The following is a 23,311-nucleotide window of genomic DNA, read 5'->3' on the forward strand; positions in this document are numbered from 1 at the left end:
TTCTTTTTCAGTTCATGAACTGTTGCGCACTTTCATAAGTGATGTCATTGCAGCAGGAACTTGCTGCCTCCATTGCTTGTACCTCGGGCAGACAATGCAGACAGTCTGCATCTACTCCCGTGATGTCGTGAACCAGCGAGGTCACCAAAATCGACCTCCCCGTGGTAGCTACAGCGTCGACGACGCCTTCAAGCAATCCGTTTTTGGTCGATTGATCCATCCGGAAATTGATCACGAAATCGACATACTCCTGTTGCTCAATAAATTGAATGATATGGGACCGGTGAATATGACCACCAAAGACGATTTCCTCCGCGTGATCAAATGCCCATGGGGACAGGAACTGCTGGATGGCCTTTTCCAATTCGGCGGTGTAGAATCCTGGATCCTTGCCGGTTACAAATCCGACATTGCAGGTGATTTTGATCTCCTCATAAATGGGATTCGTGACCCTGAAATTCACCCAAGGCGACACGTGGGCGCGTAGAAAGGTGTCAATTTGCTTCAGAACCCTGATCGATGCTTTGGGCTCGAAGGGATTCATTCCATTCACATTGCGCATATCTGGAATACAAACCACTGTCACATGGCCCGGCGAAATTTCCCAGTCGCTGCCGCTGAGGTAGGCGGATTGCGACTCGGTATGGTTCAAGCACTTGACCTTGTAAATCGAAGGAAACTCCTCCAAAACCATCCGCTCGTAGTCCCAAATATTGATGGAGCGCTGTTTATGCCGCAGTCTTTCGCTCACGCGGGTGAGAAAAGCATCGTCTTGTTCGGGTAGTTTTCCACCAAAACTTCCGTAGGGTTGCGTCACGGACTTTACTTTAGGGTCGGTGACTTTTAATGCTTTGATCGTCCCGTTGGGCAAGGCTTTTTCCAAATGGGAAACTTCATTATCATCGTTGACAAACTGCACGACGACTGCCTGCGCGATCACTTCGATTCCCTTGAGGTAGGCCGGCGTTCCGCGATGAATCTTGGCCCTGAGCCAATGTTTCTGACCATCATGGCATGTATTTCCAAGATTGATGTCTGCATCCAACTCAAACCGAATCACACCGGAGGCGATCATGCCGTCGGTGGTATCCACGAGGATTTTGCGGGAAGGCAACGACTGCCACTGATTTTCTACCAAAATGCTCCAATCCAGTGGTTCACGGTCCAATTCCGGATCGGCGCTTCCTTCTGCCAATTGGAACAACACCGACAAAGTGCTGGGAGGGATCAAACCTTCGATGCCAATGTACAAATAGCCCTCATCTGTAAATTGCGGCACCAAATAACCCTTGGCGCCCGACTCCCAGAGATAGGGATGCTCAGGCGTATGGCCAAAAGGATGCAAATGAAAAAACTGTTCCACACGGTTCTCCCACGCTTCCTTGGTAGCGGCAGTCGCACTGAGATCCAATACTGCCTTGCTGGTATAGCTGATTTTCAGTTCCTTGATGACGGGGGTATAAGGTTCGCCGGGAAAACTGGGCACCTCTGGGTTTGCATCGACTCGACCTGCGCGCATGGCCTCCGCAACGTAAAGATCTCGGTAATATTTGTGCCCGAATGCAATCGACGGTGTGGCCAATTCCATTCGCAGGAATCCCCGCGGCGTATTGCTTTCCAATCGATTGGGTTCGGTCAAATCCAAATCCCGTGCAAACTTGCTGAGCTCGGCGCCTGAAAAGGTAATGATTGACGGCAATTTTGCTCCCTGATCGGTGGTACCTTTCTTGGAAAACAAGCAGCGGCGCTGCGTGGAGGTCAAGGGAACCCAAACGCCTTCATAGAGCAGCGAAAAATCCGCTGTCCAATGTTGGTTTTTGAATTTGAATTCGGTGGAGTTTTGGCCGGGCCCTTTTCCATGTCCTTTGTCTTCTGCTACTTTGTCCGGCTCGTATTTGCCTATTTTTCCCTTGCCGGTCGATTTTTCCTCGGCAGTCTCCTTCGAGAAGGAGAACTTTTTTTCCGTGCCAGGCGATTCGGACATTGCTGCATCCACTTCGGCGTAGGCAGGAGCTGAATCCGGAGCCGTATTGTAGGAAACAGCGGGGGCGGTCGCAGGAGAATAAATGCCAGGTCCCGGCACGTAATTCACGGCAGAGAAGGTCATACTACGGTCCGCTGCCAAGAGCAGCGATTCGTATTGGGTATAATGGGATGCCAAATCTTCCGGCGGATCTTGCCAAGTGATTTCGAAGCTTACCATGTCGAGCTGCTTGCCAAAGATTTCCTGGGCGCCGACGTACAGGCGAGAACCGACAACGGGCAAGGCACCAAAAGGATAAAAGGGCTTGTTGTTTTTCAAGCGGCCACCATCATTTTCAAGGACGAAGGCAGTCATGCCCGTAGCTGTAACTTTTAGCCGGATTTTTGTCGGATTCAACAACGCCAAGTATTCGTAGGCAGAAATGGTCAGATCCACTGCCATCCAAAGCGATGGATACTGTTTCGGGCTGTTGTTGATCGGTACCGGACTGCCAAGTGCTTGGTAGAGAGTATCTTCAAGCCAAACATTGGTGCCGGCGCCATAGACCGTTGCAGCGTTCCAGGAAATGCTGTTATAAACCGTTGACAGCACCTCCTGAAATGTCTGAACTTGCTCGAAATCAGAGATTTTGGATTTGGATCCGCTCGCAGGGGCCTTGTAAACCTGCCCTCCAAACAAGCCCAGTCCATTGTAGGAGGCAACCGCAGGATTTGGATTCAATGCCACAATTCCTAGCCCCGAATACGCGTCGGACCTTCCTTGGTTTACAAACTTCAACACAGGCCAAAGGGTGGACAGGTTGGATTTGTGGATATCCTCTGAATAGGCGACGCAGGCATCCATACCCTCATACAAGGCAATTTGCATGCTGAGCAGGAGCGTCGTTGCATAATTGATTGCGTTGGCCTCCAAATCGAGGTGATCCTTGACCTCTTGCGCCTGCGTCGCACTTGTGACAATGAAAAGATGCGCAATGGTGGCTGCTTTCCAGCCTTTTGCAGATGTGTATTCGACTTGCAAACCGTGCAAGAGCTCGGCCTCAATGGCTGCCACGGAATAGGAAGCCTGAATTGTGCCTGTGCGCGCTGCAAAATAGGCGTCCCAATTGCTGCGATCGACTTCAAAAGTCACATGAATCTCCCGCTGACCTTCCTTCATCACAAACAGGGGAGAGGCAACGAGAAACCCGATTTCTGCCTCCGGCATGGTGCGTTGGTCATCGGCAAATGCCAATTGTGCCTCACCAAACATATTCCATTGCGGGTTGTCGGCATCCAAGGCTGCGCCCAATCCATCGGTGGAGTTGGCCATCGGAGCGGCAAATATCCCTTCGACCGTTTCAAAGGTCTCCAAAACGGGTTCCAAAGTGGTACCTGTGTTGACCGTCAATTCGCTACGTTCCACAAAGACCGTTTGAAGGGAAACGATTTTCGCTTGGTTGATGATCGTTTCCAGCACCGATGCATAATACCTGGGTTTCCCGAGCTTGTCTTTGCCGCCATTGTGCAAGGTTCCAGCAGGAAGAAGGTGTTGCGGAATACCCTTGCGCAGCTGGAAGATCATCACGGCCTGGTCACCGACAAGGTCACGCTCCTTGAAGCGCAAAACGTCGCGGTATTCATAGAGCAAATGTTTGCGCCCGAGTTGATTGAGCTTGTCTTGCGCATGGCGAAACAGCAGCAAAAAAGCGAGAAAAAGCCCGTTTTGCGGGTTGTGCCAGCCAAATTGCGAAAGACTTTGCAAAAGGTATTGATTTGCAGCCTGCTGCAGGCTCTCCACCATGGCCATCAGGCTGTCGTGGCAGGCTTTGAGCAATTCCATCAATCCGTCCAAGTCATCCGCAGGATCTACCGAATTGATATAGGTATAGTCCTCGGAATTGCCCGGCAAGGTCATTGGCATTGAGAGCAATTCCCAATCCGAATTGATCAATTCGTTCCATCCGGTGAAATCTGCCACGTACCCTGGATAACGGTCAGCTGCCTCCGCATGGGCCGTTTGCAGCTTCTTCAGCATCACCGTGAGCCGCTTGCGGCCATCCGAGACAAGATCCTTGAAGGAGTATTGCTGCGAATCGTCAAACAGCGTTGAATCCGGGAGCAATTCGATCCATTTGCTCATCAAGGCCGGCGGTGCCAACAAGTCCTTGGTCGGTGGCCCGGCAAGGGTGATGGTGGCGATAAAACTCTGAAACAGCGATTCCAAGAGCGGAACCAAAGCGGGGTAGTTGACCACCGTATCGAGTTCGGCGTCGGCCTCGGCAAATTTCTCCGTAAAATAGGACTTGTATTCCCGAAGGTCGGTGAGTAGCGTTTCCGCCAGCAAAAGCTCAAATCCTGTTCAAAGAATTCCAGCCATCCGCCCACAGTTTGATGCGCGCCATCGTAATACCAGAATTCATTGGACAATTGGCGGGTGAAATTGATGAGCTCGGCATATTCGCGCTCGTCGATTTGCACATAATCTTCCCGCAGATGCAACGGAAAACGCTGTTTTTGACTCGTGCCGTCGCGGCGTAAAGGATTGGAGCTTTTGCAACATTTCATTTCGTCACCTCCGTTCCTTCCAAAATGTAAAACGGATGCACAAAATTTCGGCGGTTGTTGGAGGCGACCACCTTGAAGTCCACTTGGATTTCGACCTTGCCTGCGAGGGTATCCATGTTGATCGTCACATCAAGCGGCGTGATACGGGGCTCATAGAGATTGATCGAATCGATGATATGTTGGCGCAAAACTGCACGTTGGGAACTGTCCATCGGTTCAAATACCATATCGGGGACTTTGCTGCCGTATTTGCTGCGCAAAACGCGTTCGCCAAGGCTTGTGGTCATCAAAATCTGCAAGCTGCTCATAATGTCCTCTTCGTCGGAGAGCATCTCGACACTGCGCTTGGATTTGTTGAAGGTGGGAGGAAAGCCCCAGCCGCTTCCCAAAAATCCTTTTTCCCCTATTTTTTCAGCTCCCATGGTTTCTGATCCTCCCTCGATTAGTTGATTTGTACCAATGCGCCCTTCAGCACGGCCGTCGCTGACGATGAGACTTCAATGCCTGCGGAACCCTCCGCCTTGAATTGTACACTGGCACTTTGCTCGATGTTCATGCCTTCAACGGTGATGTCACCGGCCGCTTTGATCTTGAGGTCTTTGCCACTTTCGATCGTAATCCCGTCCTTGCTCATTTCGATGATATTGCTGTTTTCATCTTCGAGCCGGATCAGACCTTCCTTTTCATCGACGGTGATGATTTTCCCTGCCGGTGTTTCCAGAATCACACTTTTGTCTTCGTCATTGAAGGTCAGCTTCAGGCCTTCGGCGGTGACGATACCTGTTTTTTTGTATTCGTCATTGTCTTCTATCGGTGGTTTGTTGGCGTCATTGTTGTGCAAAGAGCCCAGAACAATGGCATGGCGCGGATCCTCGTTCAAAAAGCCCAAGACGACTTCGTCGCCGACTGCCGGTTGGAAAAACAGGGTATGGCTTGCACCGGCATCGGGCCGGGCAACCCTGCACCAAATTCCATCCTCGGTATCATCTACCATCGGCATTTTAACCTGCACCCTGAAAAATCCGGCGGGGTCATCCTTGATTTCCTTGACGACACCAATTTGCAACCCGCGCATCGGACCCAGCAATCCGCCGGCAGCGGCTTCCATGACTTCGGGATGCAACATCAAATGACTTTCTTCTGAAATGCCGATTTCTACGTCGGAAAGCCAATGGCCACCTTGGACATGATGGCGCACTGCGGCAATGAAAACTGCACCGTTGAAGGAGGTGCCCAGCCCATCCAAAACCAAGGTTCCTCCCGGCTTCAGGGTTGCGTCCCCGTGCAACTGCACGCGTCCCCGCAACTTGCTGAGCAGGCTGCGCTGCAATTTCCCGCTGCTCCAGGCAATCAATTCGGTGTCTGCCAATTCGCCTGCGTGACGCAGCCGAAATTCGCCTTCACTGAGGCTTTCGGCCATTTCGCTTGCCGTGGGTTTGCCGGCTTCCGTTACCTCGGAGGCTGCCGCTGCGCTCGCCTCGACGAGTTCTTGGGTACTATGGTCCCAAGAGATGGCCGAGCCGGCCTTGAATTGGTCGCGGCTTTCACTTTCAATCTCAAATTCGAAGATATTGTCCCCGAAGGTCGCTTTTGGTGCGCCGGATTCCGTGACTTTGGGTTTGGCAACGACGACTTTGTCATCGTCGGTATAAACCAACATGCCGTTGGCCTCGGCGCGCAAAACCATAAAGTCCCAATCCGTCAGATTGTATTGGATCATCCGTTCATGCTCCGTGTCAAATTCGCTGGACACATCTGCAGTGCAGCCGTTGTCGGAGATCAAGGTCTCGATGATGTCGCCGTCTTTTTTCTCCAGAAAATGCCGTGATTTCCGGATATGGCTCATTTTGACGGCTGCATGTTTGATCTCGAGGACCAAACTTGAGCCGCCGATGGATCTCGCTTTGATCTTGTGCCGCACGATGATTCCTTTGAAAACGGGTGCTGCATCGTCAGGGCCATGTCCCAGCTGCAGTTCCAGTTCTTTTCCGGGCGCAAAATTGGGATCGCTGCTGAGTTTAAATTCCCGCTTTGCCAAGTCGCCGTCGATGAGCACCAATTCGGCAAAGGAGATCGAATTGGCTTGGTGGGTAATGCTCAACGCCAAAACGCCGGGATTGTCATAATCCTTGCCGCCTGCCTTGACTTTGATCGTGATTGCGCCACCTGAGGATGCCATGGTACACTTTCCCGTTTAAGATTTAGCCGAAACCAAGGGTGGAAAAAGCACCTGCGTACCAGGTTCCAAATTGCGGTAGTTGGTAAACCCGTTGTAGCGGGCAACTTCGAGGTAGAGGGTGGCATCCCCATAAATCCGTTCGCACATCAAAGGGAGCCGGTCGCCTTGTTTCACGATGCGCACGTGCGTCATGTCAGGCGAACCCGATTTTTCGCCTGCTTTGCGCAATTCCTCGTAAGAATACTCCTTGAAGGAACAGGAGATTTTAGCGCGCAGGGGATCGCCGGATGGCTTGAAGAGATCATAGGTGATATTGGAGGAGACAAGCACGCATCTTGCGGCGGCGGTTTTGCCCCAGACCAGCATCAGGTAATTGCCTCGGTGAGTGCTTCCTTCAAATCCGTAGGCCACTTTCAGAAATTCGGCGACCATGTCGGCGACACTTTTCGGAGCATCCTTGTATTTGTTGGGAATTGAGCCTCCAGTTCCGTCCAGAAGCAACTCAAAGGCATAAGTCGTAGCCTCGTAACCGTTGTACCGCATCTCCCGCTTGGTGGCACCTTTGGGATCGGTTTCGTCATATTTCAAGGCATACGATGCCTGAAACGAAGCCGGGTTGTAATAGGCCTCAAACGTCGAAGCGGCAGTTCCCGATTGCTCGGGATCGGGAAATGCGTCGATCCGGAGCTTCGTCAGTTCGCCACTTTGGTTGCCGGCACCTGCAATTATGCTGGAGAGTCCACTCATCGCCGTGTTTGCATTTTGAGCGTTTTCAATACCTCATCGACGCAGGCTTGAATGATCTCCGCCTTGAGCTGCGCATCGTGCTGCGAGGCGGTAGCCGGAGATGCAGTCGCAGTGGGAGTGGAGGTTTTTTCCTCCACGGTGGCGGTGACCACTAATTCTCTGATTTGAATTGGCATACGTGTTCCTTGTAGGATTTAGATGGTGGTCACGGAATCCAAAATGATCCTGCGGTGTTTCTGACAGGCAAACTCAATGCTTTCAATGACGATGGCATTGTCCATGGCATTAAACCCTGAAATTTCCCATTTGATGGGGTAGGCGCCGGTGACATGCCATCCTGCGACGGGTACCGCCAAGGGGCCGAGCAGAATGATCACGATTTCCCGTGGGACGATCTGGAAATTCTCCAAAGAATCATACATCCAATTGGCGAGTTCCGATTTGATCAAAAGCCCCCGTTTGAGCGTGATGTTCCCGAATTTGGCTCCTTTAGGCAGCGGATGTTGCATATCGTTGACTCCGCCCTCTGCAAAATACTCCATCTGAATCTCGGAAGTAAGTCCGCCGACCTCTTTGAAATTGCAGTCAAAGGCATTCTGCGCCAGATTGGTACCAAAATCGGCGCCATTGTTGACGAAGGTCACCGTAAAAAAATACCCGACAGGAGGATAATACTGCATCACTCAGCGCATTCTTGAAAGGGTTCAGGAATATTCCACGCTTACGCCTTCGTGCGCGAGTGTAATCGATTCGATCGCCACCTCGTTGGCATTGGACTTGAAGCTTGGACCTTCGATTTTCAAAGGGAATGCATTTTTGACCTTCCAAGTGACGACCGGTGCGTGGTCAGGACCCAAAAGGCTGATCGTCAAGTCACGACGCTCCACCTCGTTGAGCACAATCGTTTGTTGCCACTTGTGATAGTCGCTGTCGCCCTTGAAAATGCCGCGTTTCATCACGATGTCATCAAACGTCGGGCGACCCGGCATGAAGGTATCGCTGTATTCCGGGGAAGCACCGCCACGGTAGGCGATTTTCTCGCGGTTCATGTTCAGGCCGGAGACTTCTTGGAAGCTCACGTTGGCACCGCCCCAAACCACTTGGAAATGATAGGAAGACAATGGATAAGAAGCCATATTCAGTTAAAAGTTAAAAGTGAATAGTTAAAAGTTGTTGATGCAGAAACTAAAAGTGAATAGTGAAAAGTGAATAGTGAAAAGTGAATCGTTGTTGATGCAAATCTCAAGCGTCAAGCGAAAGTGGAGAAAGGTGCCCGAATCAAGTATAAGCCACTGGGATACTTTTCACTTTTCACTGATCACTTTTCACTCATCACTATTCCTGCATTTTGTGCATGAATTTCAAGATCACAAATTCGGCGGGGCGCACGGCTGCCATGCCGATCTCCACGATCAAACGGCCATTGAGAATGTCATCGGCCGTCATCGTTTGACCGAGGCCGACATTCACAAAAAAGGCATCCTTGGGGACTGCCCCGGCCAATGCTCCGTCGCGCCAAAGACCCAACAGGAAGCTCTCGATCATTCCCTTGATTTTCATCCAGGTATTGGCTGTATTGGGGTCGAAGACAAAGGGTTCCACCGCCTTTTTGACCGATTCCTCGACCATAATGAAGAGTCTGCGCACAGGCACATACCGCCATTCGTTGTCGTTGCCGGCAAGCGTCCGCGCACCATAGACCAAGATCCCTTGTCCTCTGAAGGCGCGTATTGCATTGATCGACTTGCCAGTATTGGCACTGATGTTCAAGTCGTCCAACTCATCTCCGCGGAGTTTGCGTACTTCGGTTACTGCCGTAAGACTTACATTGGCAGGCGCTTTCCATACACCACGGTTGGCATCGACGCTCGCATAAACACCAGCCATCGCCCCGCTTGGGGGCAAGGTGTAACCGGTATTGCGGATCGCCAACAGAATGTCGGAAAAGACCTTGCTCGTTGCAAACAGATTGGATTTTAATCCGTCACGGATCGCAGTCAGTTCCGTCAAGATCGGCTCAATCAGATCCAATGCCATATCAAACAACACTTGAAATGCCGCAAATCCAGCTGCGGTTGTCGCATAAATCGGAAGGGGAGGTGCACCCAAAGCGACTGCCGCCAAGGTATAGTTCGGCGCACCGGTATAGGCACCTCCGCCAAAATCGGCATTTACAATCGCAAGCAATGGCACCGGACCGCCGTCTACCCCAACGATATCTGCAAATCCACGGTCGTAATCCAACAGCGTTTGGGCAACGGTGTTGAGCGTACTGCCCGCAGCGATTTCATCCAGCACCAGGGCTTTTGCTGCGGGGTTGGTCAGACTTCCGCCCAGATCGTAAAGCGATTGAACCAGCGCTTTGACCGCCAAGCCTTTGTCCTTCAACTGCGTTCTGAAGTCCGCATCTGTCAGCAGCGCGGCATCATCGTCCAATGCCGCATAGTCGGCAGCCAAAGCAGCCGCATCAGGCAAGGTGAGCAAATCCGCAACGATCTGATTGTAAGCAATCAAATTGGGATCAGCCGACGCCGTCGCCAAATCGTCCAGTGTCAATGGGTCGTCATCGAGGTCCACTAAGTCAAAATCCTCCAAGCCAATGTTTCCATTCGGGCCAAGGGAAGTTTTCAGTTCGGGATAATAGGCCGCCCCGTATTTGAGGAAGTTGTTTCCGATATCCGTACGAAACGTATCCGCATCGGCGAGGGCATCGTTGGCACCAATATGTTGCACATCAAAAATGGCGAATCGGTCCTGCATTTTGTTGCAATGGGCCAAGGCCGCAGCCTGTACTTCGCCAAGATCCAATGGGTCCAGGAAAGCATACGCATCCGGCGTCAAAATCAGCGTCGGCTCATCTGCTTGCTCAAGGGTGGCAAAGGAAGCCTTCGTGCCCGTGAGACTGCTCCCATCCGTAGCGGCCCAGTTTGCTGCCGTAAATCCGCTGCCGGGAAATCCGACATAGGGTGCATCGTATGTGCCCAACGAATAAATGTAAGCATCTCCGCCGCCATTGGCATAAAAATGACGCAGGCAGTGGTACAGGTAAAATTTCAGGTCAACATTGACCTTGTTTACGGAACCGTCGGCCTTCAATTGCACGACTATTTTCCGCCCGCTTGCCAAGCTGTTGGGTTCGCCACCAAACAGCGTCTCGTAATCGATAAGCGAACTGATCCGAATGGGTTTTTTATTGACATCATCGCCCGATTTCTCGGTATAGCCGATGAATACAGGAACCGCTGTCGCCACCCGCACTACCGACGTTGGAAATGTCGAAATCTCTTCGACATAAACTCCAGGTGTTAAATATTCAGCCATAATTTCAGTGATTTTTTCGAATCCTCAGGCAAACAATCTGTCGCCAGAAAGTCATTCCCCGGAAACGAAGGGCCTCAGGATCAGGAAACTTGCAATTTGTGGGAAAACTTCAGAATGACAAACTCTGCAGGACGAACCGCCGCCATGCCGATTTCCACGATCAATTTGCCTTCAAGGATGTCTTGGGCAGTCATCGTCTGATTCAACCCAATCTTCACGAAAAAGGCATCCTTGGAAACTGCCCCGGCAAGTGCGCCGTCCTTCCAAAGATTGAGCAGATAATTTTCGATCATGGTTTTGACCTTGAGCCAAAGATTGGCATCATTCGGCTCAAAAACGACCCATTCGGTTGCCTTCCTGATGGATTCTTCCACCATGATGAAAAGCCTGCGCACGGGCACATAACGCCATTCATTGTCATTGCCGGCCAAGGTTCGCGCCCCCCAAACCAGGACACCTTTCCCCGTGAAGCTCCGGATGGCATTCACAGCTTTGCCATTTGCAGGCACATTGAGGTCGTTTTGGATGTCGTTCGTGATCGTGATCACCGGCTTCACGACCGCGGTCACACTCACATTGGCAGGCGCCTTCCACACGCCACGACTGCGGTCCACCGAGGCATAGACCCCTGCAATCGTCGAGCTCGGTGGCAAGGTAATGGAGAGTTTGGCCAACGCTGCCCGGACATCTTTTTCGCGAGAAACCCATTGATCTGCCTCAAGGGACACAGTGGACGACAGGGCATGGGCCATTGTTTTGCCAGCCAAAGCGCCGCCCACAAAAACTACCGCTTCGGGCGGATAAGTCAGTGTTGTTTTCAAATCGGGATAATAGGCTGCCCCGTATTTGAGGTATTGATTGCCGATCGCCGAATGTAGATTGGTAATCGGCGTCATATCTGTTGCACTCGCAGGGTCATCGATCACGTCGATGATCACAAACCTGTCTTGCAATTCATTGCATTGACGCAGCGCATGCTGATACACCGTATATGCTGCGCCAGAGGCAAACAGCTTCAGCTCCGGCATGACGATCAGCGTTGGCTCATCCTCCAGGATCAACTTGGCAAAAGCACCATCCTTCCAGGAAATGTTGGCAAAATCGGTCGCGGCAGGCGTCGCGCCGTAGTCGCCGACCGAGATGACATAACATGGTCCCCCGCCATTGGCAAAGTACATTTGCATGGCATAGTAAAGGAAGAAATTGTTGGCATGAAACGTTGGGACATATCCTCCGACCAGAGCAGCGTTGGTGATGTCGATGTTGACATATTTATGCGCGCCTCCAAAGTTGGCGACATAGTCGTTCATCGAGCTGATGCGCACGGGCACATTGGGGGAGGGTTGAATGTCGGTATAGCCGATAAACGCTGGAATCGCGGTTGCCACCGACGTGATTGACGGAGGGAAAATGGAGACCTCCTGAACGTAGACGCCTGGGGTTTTGGGATCTAAAACCATTGCCTGCCTGAATTTTTAGAGTGAAAAGAGTGAAAATGAATCCTGTTTTTGACTGAATCAGAGGGGTTTATCGACCAACACTACTACGGATGCATTGGCAGCGCCAGCAGCCGGATTGGGAAGGTCGCTCACTACCGGATTGGTAGCGCCCGAACGCAACAGTCGGATGGAAGAACGTGCAACATCCCGGTAAGGGATGGTAGTATCGGAAGTAAAGGCCTTGATCGTAGCGCCGTTGCTCGTCGCTTGCAACGTCGCCATGTAGGCCACAATGTCGCTGTCCCAAACGCCGTCGGGATGCTCCAGAAAAGAAAAATTGCCATTGTCCGGTACATTGGCATTGGTAATGCTGTAAGCACCCGTGTGCGGTGCATTTTTGAGCATCAAAAAGTATTGCCATCGTGCCTGCTTGGGCATGAATTGCAATACATAGGAATTTCCAGAAATGTCCAGGGCGGGCACAGTGGAAACCTGCAAGTGCAGCAATCCAAACAAGCCCTTTCCGATCAAGTTCGCATCCCGATAGACTTCCTTGTCGGCCTCTGGATTTCCAGTCCAATTGAGTTGGTACAATCCGCCAACCTTTTTTTCCAAGTCGACGCGCGCATGTCGGAACCCGCCTTCATCGTACCCGGGAACAATCCAACTCGCGCTTCCGTCAGGCGGAAAAACCGTCACATCGGCTCCAAGCGGCAAGCCAAAAAGTTGTACATGATCGGCAACCAACTCGACCTTACGGTAGTCGTTGCCTATCAGATCAATTCCATTCGCTTGATTTTCAAAGTAGTATATTTCGCGACTTTCCAATCTCGGAAGGTCGGTGAAGTTCAAAAAGCTAGGATGCGTCAGGTAAAGCTCAAAACGCAGCAAAAACGAAGTTGGCAGCGGAATCAGCGGAGCCAATACCGGATTGGGAGGCAGCGTCGTTTCGTACTGTTCCTGCAAAAGTTGATAAGTGCTGGGACGATGCTTGTTCACGACGCCCCATTGCAAGCGGTACTTCGGCAACAATGACGCAGTGGCTGCGCATGGCTTTACTACCAAGTCACCACAGACCTCGTCGGCATAATAATTATGCCTGAATGTCACCGTGGTGATGGGTTGGTAGTGGCGATTCATGGCTTATTGGGTCGGGCGATTGCCGGCGTGGGTGTTCAAGATCGAAGGTACGCTCACAATGTCGCTGAAGGCATCTTCATAAACCGTGATCAGCCGCACTTTGTACACCACCGACGGACGGTATTTGGCACCCAAGGATGCCCAGAGGTAGTTTTGGCTCTCCAGCGTGACCGGATAAAGCTCCACCACCAAGGAGCCCAGGTTATGGGGCAAGGACGGAGAATTTTCAGTCGTGAAATAATGCCTGTATTGAAAAAACTGGATCACATAGCCCAGCATTTTAATCGAAATCTCATATTCCTGATCACTTTCACCGTCAGTTGGGGTCGTATCAGGACTGATGGCAGTGAACAAAACCGAAAGATTGAGCCGTATTTCCGGATTCCGGACGGGAAAGCCCGATCCGACCGGTGGCGCGAGGGGCACTTGGGCCTTGCCAATCCGTTCTTCCTCAACATTCACAAGCTGACACACGATCTTGTTGTTCAGGTTCAGCTCTTTTCCCTCACTTGTCACCAAACGACTGCGAATCACAAGTCCCGCTTCCCCCATCTTCTGAAAGAGGTATTCGTTCAATTGATCCACCAAGAATTTCAGTGCTTCATGTATCATGAGAAAATGCGGAATGATTTTCGCTGTTCAAGGATCAAGCTACGTTGATAAAGGACCAAATCCTAGTTTGGAATGACTAAAGTTATCTACATAGCAGGATTAGATATTAACAAAATGACGTGTTTGTGATTGGTTTTCAGAGGGATATTGTTTGGCGTATCATGGTGTTTTGGTGGGTTTTATTTTATCCCGCGCCATATTTTTGGTTTTTGTGTTGGAATGGAATTGGCCGTACCACAATGAGCGAAGCGGGATTCATATTTCTAAGGTTGGATATCGTTAAAATGGACTTTATCAGGTCATGATTCTGCCTGCTTTGCGGTATTCCCGTTTGATGCCGTCGAGAAGGTCATATTCGGTAATTCTCGCCTCACCGCGCATCGCCGCACGCAAGGCACAGTGGCGCACCACGTTCATGATGCTACCTCCGGTCATTTCGTACTTTTCAGCCACAGCAGGGAGGTTCACTGTCGCATCCAGTTCGCAGGAGGGCGGCAAGGATGTTTGCCAAAGTCGCAAGCGCTCCATGGCATTGGGAACAGGAAAATTCACGATCACCTGAAACCGCCGGGTAAATGCCTTGTCCATATTGTCACGGTTGTTGGTGGCCAAAACCACGACGCCGTCAAAATTTTCCACACGCTGCAGCAGGTAGCTCACTTCTTGGTTGGCATACCTGTCCTTGGAATCCGAAACATCCGTTCGTTTGCCAAAAAGCGCATCCGCCTCGTCAAAAAACAGGATCCACCCGCGAGATTGGGCCTTGTCAAACACAACCTTCAAGTTCTTTTCCGTTTCGCCGATGTACTTGCTCACGATCATCGACAGGTCGATGCGATAGATTTCCCGGCCCGTAACCTTGCCCAACAAGGAGGCGGTCAAGGTCTTGCCTGTGCCGGGCGCGCCATAAAAAAGGCACCTGAACCCCGGACTCACCTTGCCGGAGAGGCCCCATTCATCCATGACAAGTTGCTCGTGTTTGATCCACGCGACGATGTCCTCCACATCGTTGAGTGTTTCAGCAGGTAGGATGAGTTCTTCCCAATTGCGGGCGGTTTCGAGCTTCTGAGCCGGAAATGAGCTCCCGAATTCCGGTTCTCCTTGATCGCCTGTACACAACAGGTCCACGAGTTCGCGGGAGGGCAGGAGCAATCCCGACCCATAGGGTTCGTGTGGGTGGACGTGTTCAATCCGCAGCCAATTTCCCTGAAAAAGGCGGTGTTGCGGATGAAAAAGGGTTTTGTAGGAAAAGCGCGAAGCAAGGTCCTTTCCGCCGAGCAAAAAAAGTGCGGTATCCACGGTTGGAACAAAACCTTTGTGCACCTGCCCTCTGAAGCCTCCAAATTCCGTAACGGGCGATTTATTGGGGTGATTTTCCAAAAACCGGTCGAGCAATTCGGGTTTCACCGACGGGGCGATGGCAAGCAGTAAAAGCAACCGCTCAGGGGGCGACAATTCCAACACATGTATAAAGTGTACATAAGGCCCTTCAGCTTCTTCGTAATAGGGCGGATCGATTTCCGAAATGGCGGAAAAATCGCTGTCTTCGCCCCATAATTCTGCTATTCTGAACTGTATGGCCGCGTTCAACCATTCCAATTCCGCCCCGATGGCATTTGCATTTTCCTCAAACCAAGACATTGATGCTTCCATCGTGGGGGGCAATTCATTTGAACAACGGAGGAAAGTTAGGAAATCATTCAGAATTCCAAGCCTGCAAAGACATGATTGTTGATTCGTCCACCTTGAAACTGCCCCTTCCCATTCCGATTCGACAATAATTATCCACATCCATTCATCTGCCTTGCTGCTTTTGTGAAACTTGGATATCTTGTCACAAATACCGTCATCATGCTATAATTACACCCTTTCACATGTCCGAATCCGCAGAGCGACAGCCCGCCTCCAATCCTTCTTCCTTTCGCAAGACGACTGCCATGCGCACCCATGCCGATCACGGACAGTTCGGTACGCCATGGTACGCTTCGCCGGAGGTTACCGCGCGCGTACATCAGCCTGCCAAGCCCGCCCAAGTGCAGGCAAAACTCAAAGTGGGCAGCGCATTCGACCCTGCCGAGGCGGAAGCCGACAATGCTGCCAGGGAGGTCGTGAGCAAATCCAACGGCGCAGGCGCCGGTTTGGGTGTCGGCAAGGGTGTCGTCCAGACAAAGCCCCTCGTGTCGCGCATCAGCCGGCAGGTGCAACGTGTCGAGGAGGACAAAGCCGACGCCAAGTTGCAACGGCAAGAAGAAGAGGAATCCACCCAGATGAAGGTGATGCGGGCCGAGGACGAAGAAGCGAGCCCCAAGTTGATGCGGGCCGAAGAAGAAGAAGCGAGTCCCAAATTGATGCGGGCCCAAGTTGATGCGGGCCGAGGAAGAAGAAGCGAGCCCCAAATTGATGCGGGCCGAAGAAGAAGAAGCGAGCCCCAAATTGATGCGGGCCGAAGAAGAAGCGAGCCCCAAATTGATGCGGGCCGAGGAAGAAGAAGCCTCCCCTAAGCTCCAACGCCAAGAAGAAGAGGCCCAGGCCAAATGCGCCGACTGCGAGGAAAAAGCCAGCCGCGAAGAAGAAGAGGAAGCGATGACCAAGCAGCTTCCGACGGCCCAAGCCCCAAGCCCCAGTCCCCAAACCCCTGATGCAGCCCCCATCAACCACCTCGAAGGCTTTACCGCCTCCGAAAGTACCCACGACCTGCTCAAGTCACGCAAAGGCGCGGGCGAACCGCTTCCAGAGCCACTCAAAAACGAGATGGAGGCCGGCTTTGGCGCCGACTTCTCCAATGTCAAGGTTCACCGTGACAGTGCCAGCACTACGCTGAACAAGGACCTCAAGGCCAAGGCCTTTACCCATGGCGAAGACGTTTTCTTTGGCCAGGGACAGTTTGATGCGGGCAGCAACCAAGGCAAGGAATTGATTGCCCACGAACTCACCCATACGATTCAGCAAGGTGCCGTCGGCGAGAAAAAAGCCGAAAACAAGCCTGCAGAGAGTCCCGTCGAGGAAATGGCCTCCACCTTGACTTCAGGTGATGCCGTTTCCAAGCCGGAATCCAAACAGGTCGACCCATCGGGAAAGCAATCGGGACAGGTACAGCCCGTGGACAAGGAACTTCCGGTGACCGAACTGGATCCCGCCGAACTCGAGCAGCAATCCGCGCAATCAGAAGGGGCCGACGCAGCAGCCGTCGTGGACCAGGCGGGCGAAGGCGATGCCGAGGGTGAAGTCGTGGCCGGTGTAGCGGAGGGCGAAATCCCGGATGTGGAGACAGAAAGCGAAATCGACATGCCCAGTGTCGAAAAACAACGCGTCGCCGGGCAAATCTCCGACTTCAAAGGTTCGCGCGGTGAAGTCGAGGCAAAGGGTGGCGAAGTGTTCAAGTTCATGGCCACCGAAACGGAAAACGTCTGTGGCGATGCCGCAGAGGCGACCGCCGAACTTGCGGCCAATGAGAGCGAGCATCCGACCCCGGTAGATGAGGTGGCTGCCGTCGAGGCAGCAGAGGAAGTGCCTGACGAATTTGGGCAGCAGATGGGCAATGCGGCACAAGTCGAAGGGCTGGAAAAGGAGGGGCAGGATCAGGAGGATGCCAAGTCAGATCCGGCCAAAAAGGCCATGTTGGATCAGTTGGACGAAGATACCCCGACCAATCTCGGTGAACTCAGGACTATAATCCACAGAATACAGCGGGCGAAGTCACTTCCGTGGTCGGTGGCGAGGTGGGCAAGGTGAAGCAAACCTTCGGGAAGATTGAGCAGGACGCCAAGCCCATGGATACCCCGGATGCCGTTGAACTCAAGCCCGTTCCGAGCGCCAAAGACACCGCCAAATTGGCCTTGGGCCGGATGCGGTGCCGGCGATCTCGAGGAAATGTCCAACATGGATTCCTATCAGGACGACATGGACGCGGTCATGGCCGAGGAAGGCATCACCGAGGAGCAAATGGCGACGGTCGACAGCGGTCCGCTCGCAGAGGCACAACAAGGGCGCGCCGAACTCAGGGAAAAAGTCGCCAATGCGCCTACCGAGATGCAGGAGGGTGCACGCAAGCAAGCCAAAACCGTCGAATCTGAGATGGACAAGGAGGAAGACACTGCGCGCACGGAGATGAAAAACAAGCGCAAAGACAACCTCGAAAACGTTCACGGAGAAAAGCAGAAGACCAAAACCAAACTCGAGGAGGAGCGCGAAAAGGTCACCAAGCAGATTCAGTCGATGTACCAAACGACTGAAGACAATGTGAAGACGCGGCTCAACAACCTGGAAAAGGAAAATGAAGAGCGCTTTGCCAAGGCGGTGGTCAAGTTCACCGAAGAGTTCAAAACAGAGGTGGACACAAAAGTGAATGCCTTCCTCGACGAGCGCCACAGCGGATGGTTTGGCTGGGCACGCGCTGCCAAGGATTGGTTGCTCGGCGTTGATGAGATGCCCGAAGTCAAGGAGGCTTTTGAGACGGCGAAGAAAAACTACATTGACAAGATCGACACCGAAATCAAGTCGATCATTCAATACAACAACAAGGTCATCCAGGAGTGCAAGGCTGACCTGAAAAAGGGCAAGGACGAAATCGACAAATTCGTCAAGACCCTCAAGCCCAATCTCCAAGACGCGGGCAAAAAGGCTGCGGTGGAGATGTCCAAGAAATTCGATGAGCTCGACACCTTCATCAACGAAAAGCAAAAAGCCTTGGTCGACAAACTCTGCGCGATGAAAGACAAGGCGATCGAACACATCGACAAGGTCGCCGAAAAGATGAAGGAGGCGCTGAGCGGTGCCTTGTCGCAGCTCATCGGCCTGATCGTCGCCGCCTTGCTAAAGTTCTTCAATTGGGCACTCGGGCTCTTTGGCTACGGCATGGAAAATCTCGAAGAGACCATCGTCCGCACCAAACGCACGCTGACCTTCATGGTAAAGCATCCGATCGACTTCATGGCCGGGCTGTTCCAAGCCGTCGGCATGGGCTTTACGCAGTTCGGCGACAACATTCAGAAGCACCTCGTGAGCGGTCTTGTAATGTGGCTCACCGGCGGCATGCGCGAGGAACCCATCCGCTTGCCCGACAAATGGGACCTAAAAGGCATCCTCTTTTTCATCATGGAGGTGCTTGGGCTCGGCTGGGCCAATCTCCGCAAAAAGCTTGTCAAACACGTCGGCGAACAAGCAATGGGCTTGGCAGAGAAGGGCTTGGACATCGTGATGAAGCTGTTCACCGAGGGCCCGATTGCCATGTGGGAAGACATTCGCAACCAAGGCGAGGAGCTCAAAGGCGAGATCTTCGCGGCAGTGCGTGAGATGATGATCATCGAAATCATCAAACAAGGCGTGATTTTCCTCCTCAGCCTGACCAATCCCGCCTCCGGCATCGTCAAGGCCATCAAGGCGATCTACGATTTTGTGATGTGGTTCTTCAACAACATCCACCGCATCATCGAGATGGTCAAGAAGGTCTTCGAAGCCTCCGCCAACATCGTCGAGGGCAACCTCGGCGGCGCCGCCAACGCCATCGAACGCATCATGGGCCTCACGATTCCCGTGATCATCGACCTTTTCCTCAGCATCCTCGGCCTCAGCGGCCTCCCCAAGAAGGTGATGGGCGTGATCAAAAGAGTCGGCGGCAAGCTCAATGCCTTGATCGACAAGCTGCTCTTGAAGGTGGTAGGCGTGATCAAAAAGATGTTTGGCGGGAAGAAAGGTGGTGGGAAGAAGGATCCCATTTCTAGTAAGGACAAGAGGAGAGATCCCAAGCAGAAGCCTTTGAAAGTCAAGCTTGCATGGGTTGGCGAAAGTGAACCTTTCAAGAACGAAGATGAAGAATCGCATTCATTGAAGATGTTTGAATCTGGAAAGGGAAAGCCAATCCTGAAAATGGCGAGTGAGGAATATAAAGAGATTTTGTCCTTCGTTGAAAGAACTATTAAAGCAGCAAAGGGGAAAAAAGCCAGTCAGGATTTAAAAAATGACATTCCGAACCTGCAAAGGGCCAAATCGTTGGCTAATTCAATATTGAGATACGTTGGGAGCAAAACAAAAAAGATAAGAGCAGCCAAGACCCAAAAGACCGCAGATCGAATCAATAAAGATGTAGAAAAGGAGGTTAAGAACAGACTTAATGGAATTGGTAAAGCACTTGAAAATACGTCAATTGGTGGGTTGCTGGAAGCTCCAAAATCTTATCTAGAGTTTTCTCCAAGAAATGGCCAAGGTGGTATTGCCATTGGCAACCCAATTAGCTTCTATTCAGGTAATACAAAAGGATCAGGGCCACAAGAGGGCACTTTGCCAAGGTCTTGGGAATATGTTGAAAAAATGCCCGACTATAAATCAAATTGGGTACGTGCACACCTCATCAATGATAATTTGCATGGGCCTGGCATCGATAACAACCTCACACCAGCGACAAGACGAGTAAATTTGCAGCAAATGCTCAACCAATTTGAAAAGTTTGCGAAAGAAGATGTCTTACAAAAAAATATCCCAATTTGGTTGAGAACTGAAGTCGCATACTCCCATACAGGTGGTCCAAAGCGTCCAGAATTTGCTCGGTATGCAAATGTATTTGCTGACTTCCCTAGTAAAATCACAATGGCCTACGGTCTTTCTAAATTCAAGGCTGGTCAATGGCAAATGGGGAAACAGAAAAAGAAGGTTTCATGGATGATTTCAAAACCACCAAGCCTCGATGACCTCGCACCTATTAGGTTGTCTGCTTTACGCACGATGCCACAAATGACAAAGCACACAGGCTTTCCCGAGTTAGTTGGGGAACAGGTTCTTTATTTGGTGCAGGTAGTTGGAATTGATGATAAGGCTACTTTAATAGAAGAATTGCGTGATCGCTTCAATAGTAGGCCCAAAGGGAGTAACCTGACGAAAGAGAATAGTACTGATTACATTACTAAGTATAAAATACCCACAGAACAGAAGATTAATAGCCCTAATATGGCAATCTAGATTTTGAGCTATTGCTAAAAGTCAAGTTCATCTATTGTCTCGATAAGCATTCCCTTGTTCAATTTGAGTGCTTGGACGCGACTCCATATTTCACCTTTATTGGTCAAAAGCAAATCAAGATAATTAATGGGTCGGACTTTCTTCGAATTCTGAAATTGACTATATGAGATCGCGGACATGATGCAAAGTTGAAGATTTTTCGACCTTATTGGAAAGAGTACCATCCCTCTATCGGCATCAAATCCATCCATTACATATGAATTGTTGCAGAATTCATGGGGGCTAAAAGATTCACCAAGAATGGTATATGTATCCACATAAAGTGAATTAGGTGCCACTTTTATACCCGTGCTTTTCGAAATAACTATATTAAGAGGGAATAAATTTATACAGCCGTCCAAGCGATGGCTGTCCTCGATGATGTCTTGCATCGAAACGGGAGCATTCGTATAGGTTCCAAATTCTCCATCGTTGAAGTCTTCGGAATCCCTTCGGATCCATCTTAATTGTAAGCCATTGCATTGCCTATAAAACGCTTCTAAGGTTTCATCCAGCTTGCAACCTAAAATTTCCACGGCATCGACGATGTCTGCGTCACTTGCCCCTGGGAAAATATAGGAGCTTACAACACTTATTTCATGGTCAGCTCGCAACGATTCGATCATGTCATGAAATCCTTTTGCATAATCTTTCATAGTCAATTCCATTTTAAGTAATCCATTCGCTGGTCTCATTCACCTGAATCACCCAAGGAAAATCTTCTTTCGGTCTCGTCGTAACTTAACCTGTCCAGATCGAGTTGGTGCCAATTTCCCAACGGATTTGAAAGTTCTTTTCCTTTGGATTTGAAAAAATCTACGTCTAGCCTTCCAATTACTACACCTTTGCTTGCAAGTAAGAATCCTAGGTATTGTTGAAAGCTCGAAAAACCTGACCATTCCACATTCTTGAAGTATCCGCTACTATGCAAGAGTGGCAAGTCATCTCCCTTTTCAATCGAAAGCAGGAGCGTTGAATAGAAAAAGTGATAATAGTCGATGGGGACCAATGCTTTTCGAAATGCATTGAAAGGATACATATTCCCATCCCAAGTCATTGTAGTTTTGTCCACATCTTCCTCAAAATAAACGATTTCTTTCCAAAAGCTAGTATTCCAAAAGACATTTTGAATTGGCTGAATGTTGATGCACCCTGCCACTCCTCCATCATCTTCATAAACCGAATCATAGCTTAGCTCTGGATATTTCTCACCTTTTGCAAGTAGCTTCTCAAAATTGGAGGTATTACGCCATAGCCATCGGAGTTGTAAACCATTAGTACGGCGGTAGAAAAGCATGAAGTCTTGAGGTATTTCGGCACAAAATTCATGCCCGGCTCTCAAAATCGAGCGCTCTGATGCTGGTGGAAATATATTGAAATGCGTCACCACCACATCAGGATGCGCCTTCAGCTCCTCCACCATCGCCTTGAACCTTTCCAGATAATCGTCCATCCTGCGTCAATTTTTACAACATCAAATTTAGCTATCCTATCCCACATTTCCACCCAAAATTTCAATATCTTGTGAGACGAATGCTGTTGTTTCTGACAATATATCCTATCGGCCTAAAGGGTGGCGAAGTGTTCAAGTTCATGGCCACCGAAACGGAAAACGTCTGTGGCGATGCCGCAGAGGCGACCGCCGAACTTGCGGCCAATGAGAGCGAGCATCCGACCCCGGTAGATGAGGTGGCTGCCGTCGAGGCAGCAGAGGAAGTGCCTGACGAATTTGGGCAGCAGATGGGCAATGCGGCGCAAGTCGAAGGGCTGGAAAAGGAGGGGCAGGATCAGGAGGATGCCAAGTCAGATCCGGCCAAAAAGGCCATGTTGGATCAGTTGGACGAAGATACCCCGACCAATCTCGGTGAACTCAAGGACTACAATCCACAGAATACAGCGGGCGAAGTCACTTCCGTGGTCGGTGGCGAGGTGGGCAAGGTGAAGCAAACCTTCGGGAAGATTGAGCAGGACGCCAAGCCCATGGATACCCCGGATGCCGTTGAACTCAAGCCCGTTCCGAGCGCCAAAGACACCGCCAAATTGGCCTTGGGCCAGGATGCGGTGCCGGCGATCCCCGAGGAAATGTCCAACATGGATTCCTATCAGGACGACATGGACGCGGTCATGGCCGAGGAAGGCATCACCGAGGAGCAAATGGCGATGGTCGACAGCGGTCCGCTCGCAGAGGCACAACAAGGGCGCGCCGAACTCAGGGAAAAAGTCGCCAATGCGCCTACCGAGATGCAGGAGGGTGCACGCAAGCAAGCCAAAACCGTCGAATCGGAGATGGACAAGGAGGAAGGGAAGAGACTGCTGCGCAAGGCCTTGAAACGGAGATGAAAAACAAGCGCAA

General features: G+C 51.1%; 18 protein-coding genes. 3 read left to right on the top strand and 15 right to left on the bottom strand.

Going from position 1 to position 23,311, the window contains the following annotated elements:
* Positions 1–7: 7 nt before the first annotated feature.
* The 12 genes from IPN95_25840 to IPN95_25895 form a co-directional block, all read right to left on the bottom strand.
* Positions 8–4,309 (bottom strand): baseplate J/gp47 family protein, encoded by a 4,302-nt coding sequence (locus IPN95_25840; protein ID MBK9452779.1) that lies wholly within the window; start codon positions 4,307–4,309, stop codon positions 8–10.
* Positions 4,310–4,526: 217 nt separating this feature from the next.
* On the bottom strand, positions 4,527–4,952 hold the full coding sequence (locus IPN95_25845; GenBank protein ID MBK9452780.1) for a GPW/gp25 family protein: 426 nt from the start codon (positions 4,950–4,952) through the stop codon (positions 4,527–4,529).
* 20 nt (positions 4,953–4,972) lie between these two features.
* Positions 4,973–6,709, bottom strand: a complete 1,737-nt coding sequence (gene vgrG, locus IPN95_25850; GenBank protein ID MBK9452781.1) for a type VI secretion system tip protein VgrG — start codon at positions 6,707–6,709, stop codon at positions 4,973–4,975.
* Between the two features lie 15 nt (positions 6,710–6,724).
* Positions 6,725–7,456 carry a hypothetical protein gene (locus tag IPN95_25855; GenBank protein ID MBK9452782.1) on the bottom strand — a complete coding sequence of 244 codons (732 nt, stop codon included), beginning with the start codon at positions 7,454–7,456 and terminating at the stop codon, positions 6,725–6,727.
* Entirely contained in the window at positions 7,453–7,632 is a 180-nt protein-coding gene (locus IPN95_25860; GenBank protein ID MBK9452783.1) for a hypothetical protein, read from the bottom strand. Before IPN95_25860 ends, IPN95_25855 begins: the two co-directional genes overlap by 4 nt.
* 18 nt (positions 7,633–7,650) lie before the next feature.
* A complete protein-coding gene (locus tag IPN95_25865) occupies positions 7,651–8,136 on the bottom strand; it encodes a phage tail protein (GenBank protein MBK9452784.1) in 486 nt (161 codons plus the stop codon).
* Between the two features lie 24 nt (positions 8,137–8,160).
* The gene (locus tag IPN95_25870) at positions 8,161–8,592 is read right to left on the bottom strand and encodes a phage tail protein (GenBank protein MBK9452785.1); all 432 of its coding nucleotides are present in this window, start codon (positions 8,590–8,592) and stop codon (positions 8,161–8,163) included.
* Positions 8,593–8,791: 199 nt separating this feature from the next.
* On the bottom strand, positions 8,792–10,777 hold the full coding sequence (locus IPN95_25875; protein ID MBK9452786.1) for a phage tail sheath subtilisin-like domain-containing protein: 1,986 nt from the start codon (positions 10,775–10,777) through the stop codon (positions 8,792–8,794).
* 80 nt (positions 10,778–10,857) lie between these two features.
* Entirely contained in the window at positions 10,858–12,237 is a 1,380-nt protein-coding gene (locus tag IPN95_25880; protein ID MBK9452787.1) for a phage tail sheath family protein, read from the bottom strand.
* A 57-nt stretch (positions 12,238–12,294) separates the two neighbouring features.
* Positions 12,295–13,356 carry a hypothetical protein gene (locus tag IPN95_25885; GenBank protein ID MBK9452788.1) on the bottom strand — a complete coding sequence of 354 codons (1,062 nt, stop codon included), beginning with the start codon at positions 13,354–13,356 and terminating at the stop codon, positions 12,295–12,297.
* Between the two features lie 3 nt (positions 13,357–13,359).
* Positions 13,360–13,968, bottom strand: a complete 609-nt coding sequence (locus IPN95_25890; protein ID MBK9452789.1) for a DUF4255 domain-containing protein — start codon at positions 13,966–13,968, stop codon at positions 13,360–13,362.
* 294 nt (positions 13,969–14,262) lie between these two features.
* A complete protein-coding gene (locus IPN95_25895; protein MBK9452790.1) occupies positions 14,263–15,621 on the bottom strand; it encodes an ATP-binding protein in 1,359 nt (452 codons plus the stop codon).
* A gap of 711 nt (positions 15,622–16,332) precedes the next feature.
* Between IPN95_25895 and IPN95_25900 the strand changes: the two genes are divergently transcribed.
* Positions 16,333–17,700 (top strand): DUF4157 domain-containing protein, encoded by a 1,368-nt coding sequence (locus IPN95_25900; protein MBK9452791.1) that lies wholly within the window; start codon positions 16,333–16,335, stop codon positions 17,698–17,700.
* A gap of 158 nt (positions 17,701–17,858) precedes the next feature.
* Here the strand turns inward: IPN95_25900 and IPN95_25905 are convergent, their stop codons facing one another.
* On the bottom strand, positions 17,859–18,086 hold the full coding sequence (locus tag IPN95_25905; GenBank protein MBK9452792.1) for a hypothetical protein: 228 nt from the start codon (positions 18,084–18,086) through the stop codon (positions 17,859–17,861).
* 307 nt (positions 18,087–18,393) lie between these two features.
* On the opposite strand from IPN95_25905, the gene IPN95_25910 reads away from it, so the two are divergent.
* Positions 18,394–20,919 (top strand): hypothetical protein, encoded by a 2,526-nt coding sequence (locus IPN95_25910; protein ID MBK9452793.1) that lies wholly within the window; start codon positions 18,394–18,396, stop codon positions 20,917–20,919.
* Positions 20,920–20,933: 14 nt separating this feature from the next.
* Here IPN95_25910 and IPN95_25915 read toward each other — a convergent pair whose 3' ends face one another.
* Both IPN95_25915 and IPN95_25920 read right to left on the bottom strand, forming a co-directional pair.
* Entirely contained in the window at positions 20,934–21,614 is a 681-nt protein-coding gene (locus IPN95_25915) for an SMI1/KNR4 family protein (protein ID MBK9452794.1), read from the bottom strand.
* Between the two features lie 35 nt (positions 21,615–21,649).
* Complete coding sequence (locus IPN95_25920) at positions 21,650–22,411, bottom strand: hypothetical protein (protein MBK9452795.1); 762 nt, start codon at positions 22,409–22,411, stop codon at positions 21,650–21,652.
* 71 nt (positions 22,412–22,482) lie between these two features.
* Between IPN95_25920 and IPN95_25925 the strand changes: the two genes are divergently transcribed.
* Complete coding sequence (locus IPN95_25925) at positions 22,483–23,298, top strand: hypothetical protein (protein ID MBK9452796.1); 816 nt, start codon at positions 22,483–22,485, stop codon at positions 23,296–23,298.
* The last annotated feature ends 13 nt before the right edge of the window (positions 23,299–23,311 follow it).

The organism is Bacteroidota bacterium (genome assembly GCA_016718825.1).
Taxonomy (GTDB): Bacteria; Bacteroidota; Bacteroidia; order J057; family JADKCL01; genus JADKCL01.

Bases quoted from the DNA above. Each gene is read 5' to 3' on its own strand.
- IPN95_25865 (MBK9452784.1), bottom strand. From the start codon at position 8,136: ATGCAGTATTATCCTCCTGTCGGGTATTTTTTTACGGTGACCTTCGTC.
- IPN95_25860 (MBK9452783.1), bottom strand. From the start codon at position 7,632: ATGCCAATTCAAATCAGAGAATTAGTGGTCACCGCCACCGTGGAGGAA.
- IPN95_25890 (MBK9452789.1), bottom strand. From the start codon at position 13,968: ATGATACATGAAGCACTGAAATTCTTGGTGGATCAATTGAACGAATAC.
- IPN95_25875 (MBK9452786.1), bottom strand. From the start codon at position 10,777: ATGGCTGAATATTTAACACCTGGAGTTTATGTCGAAGAGATTTCGACA.
- IPN95_25885 (MBK9452788.1), bottom strand. From the start codon at position 13,356: ATGAATCGCCACTACCAACCCATCACCACGGTGACATTCAGGCATAAT.
- IPN95_25870 (MBK9452785.1), bottom strand. From the start codon at position 8,592: ATGGCTTCTTATCCATTGTCTTCCTATCATTTCCAAGTGGTTTGGGGC.
- IPN95_25915 (MBK9452794.1), bottom strand. From the start codon at position 21,614: ATGAAAGATTATGCAAAAGGATTTCATGACATGATCGAATCGTTGCGA.
- IPN95_25900 (MBK9452791.1), top strand. From the start codon at position 16,333: ATGCGGGCCGAGGAAGAAGAAGCGAGCCCCAAATTGATGCGGGCCGAA.
- IPN95_25920 (MBK9452795.1), bottom strand. From the start codon at position 22,411: ATGGACGATTATCTGGAAAGGTTCAAGGCGATGGTGGAGGAGCTGAAG.
- IPN95_25895 (MBK9452790.1), bottom strand. From the start codon at position 15,621: ATGGAAGCATCAATGTCTTGGTTTGAGGAAAATGCAAATGCCATCGGG.
- vgrG (MBK9452781.1), bottom strand. From the start codon at position 6,709: ATGGCATCCTCAGGTGGCGCAATCACGATCAAAGTCAAGGCAGGCGGC.
- IPN95_25845 (MBK9452780.1), bottom strand. From the start codon at position 4,952: ATGGGAGCTGAAAAAATAGGGGAAAAAGGATTTTTGGGAAGCGGCTGG.
- IPN95_25880 (MBK9452787.1), bottom strand. From the start codon at position 12,237: ATGGTTTTAGATCCCAAAACCCCAGGCGTCTACGTTCAGGAGGTCTCC.
- IPN95_25855 (MBK9452782.1), bottom strand. From the start codon at position 7,456: ATGAGTGGACTCTCCAGCATAATTGCAGGTGCCGGCAACCAAAGTGGC.
- IPN95_25910 (MBK9452793.1), top strand. From the start codon at position 18,394: ATGCCCGAAGTCAAGGAGGCTTTTGAGACGGCGAAGAAAAACTACATT.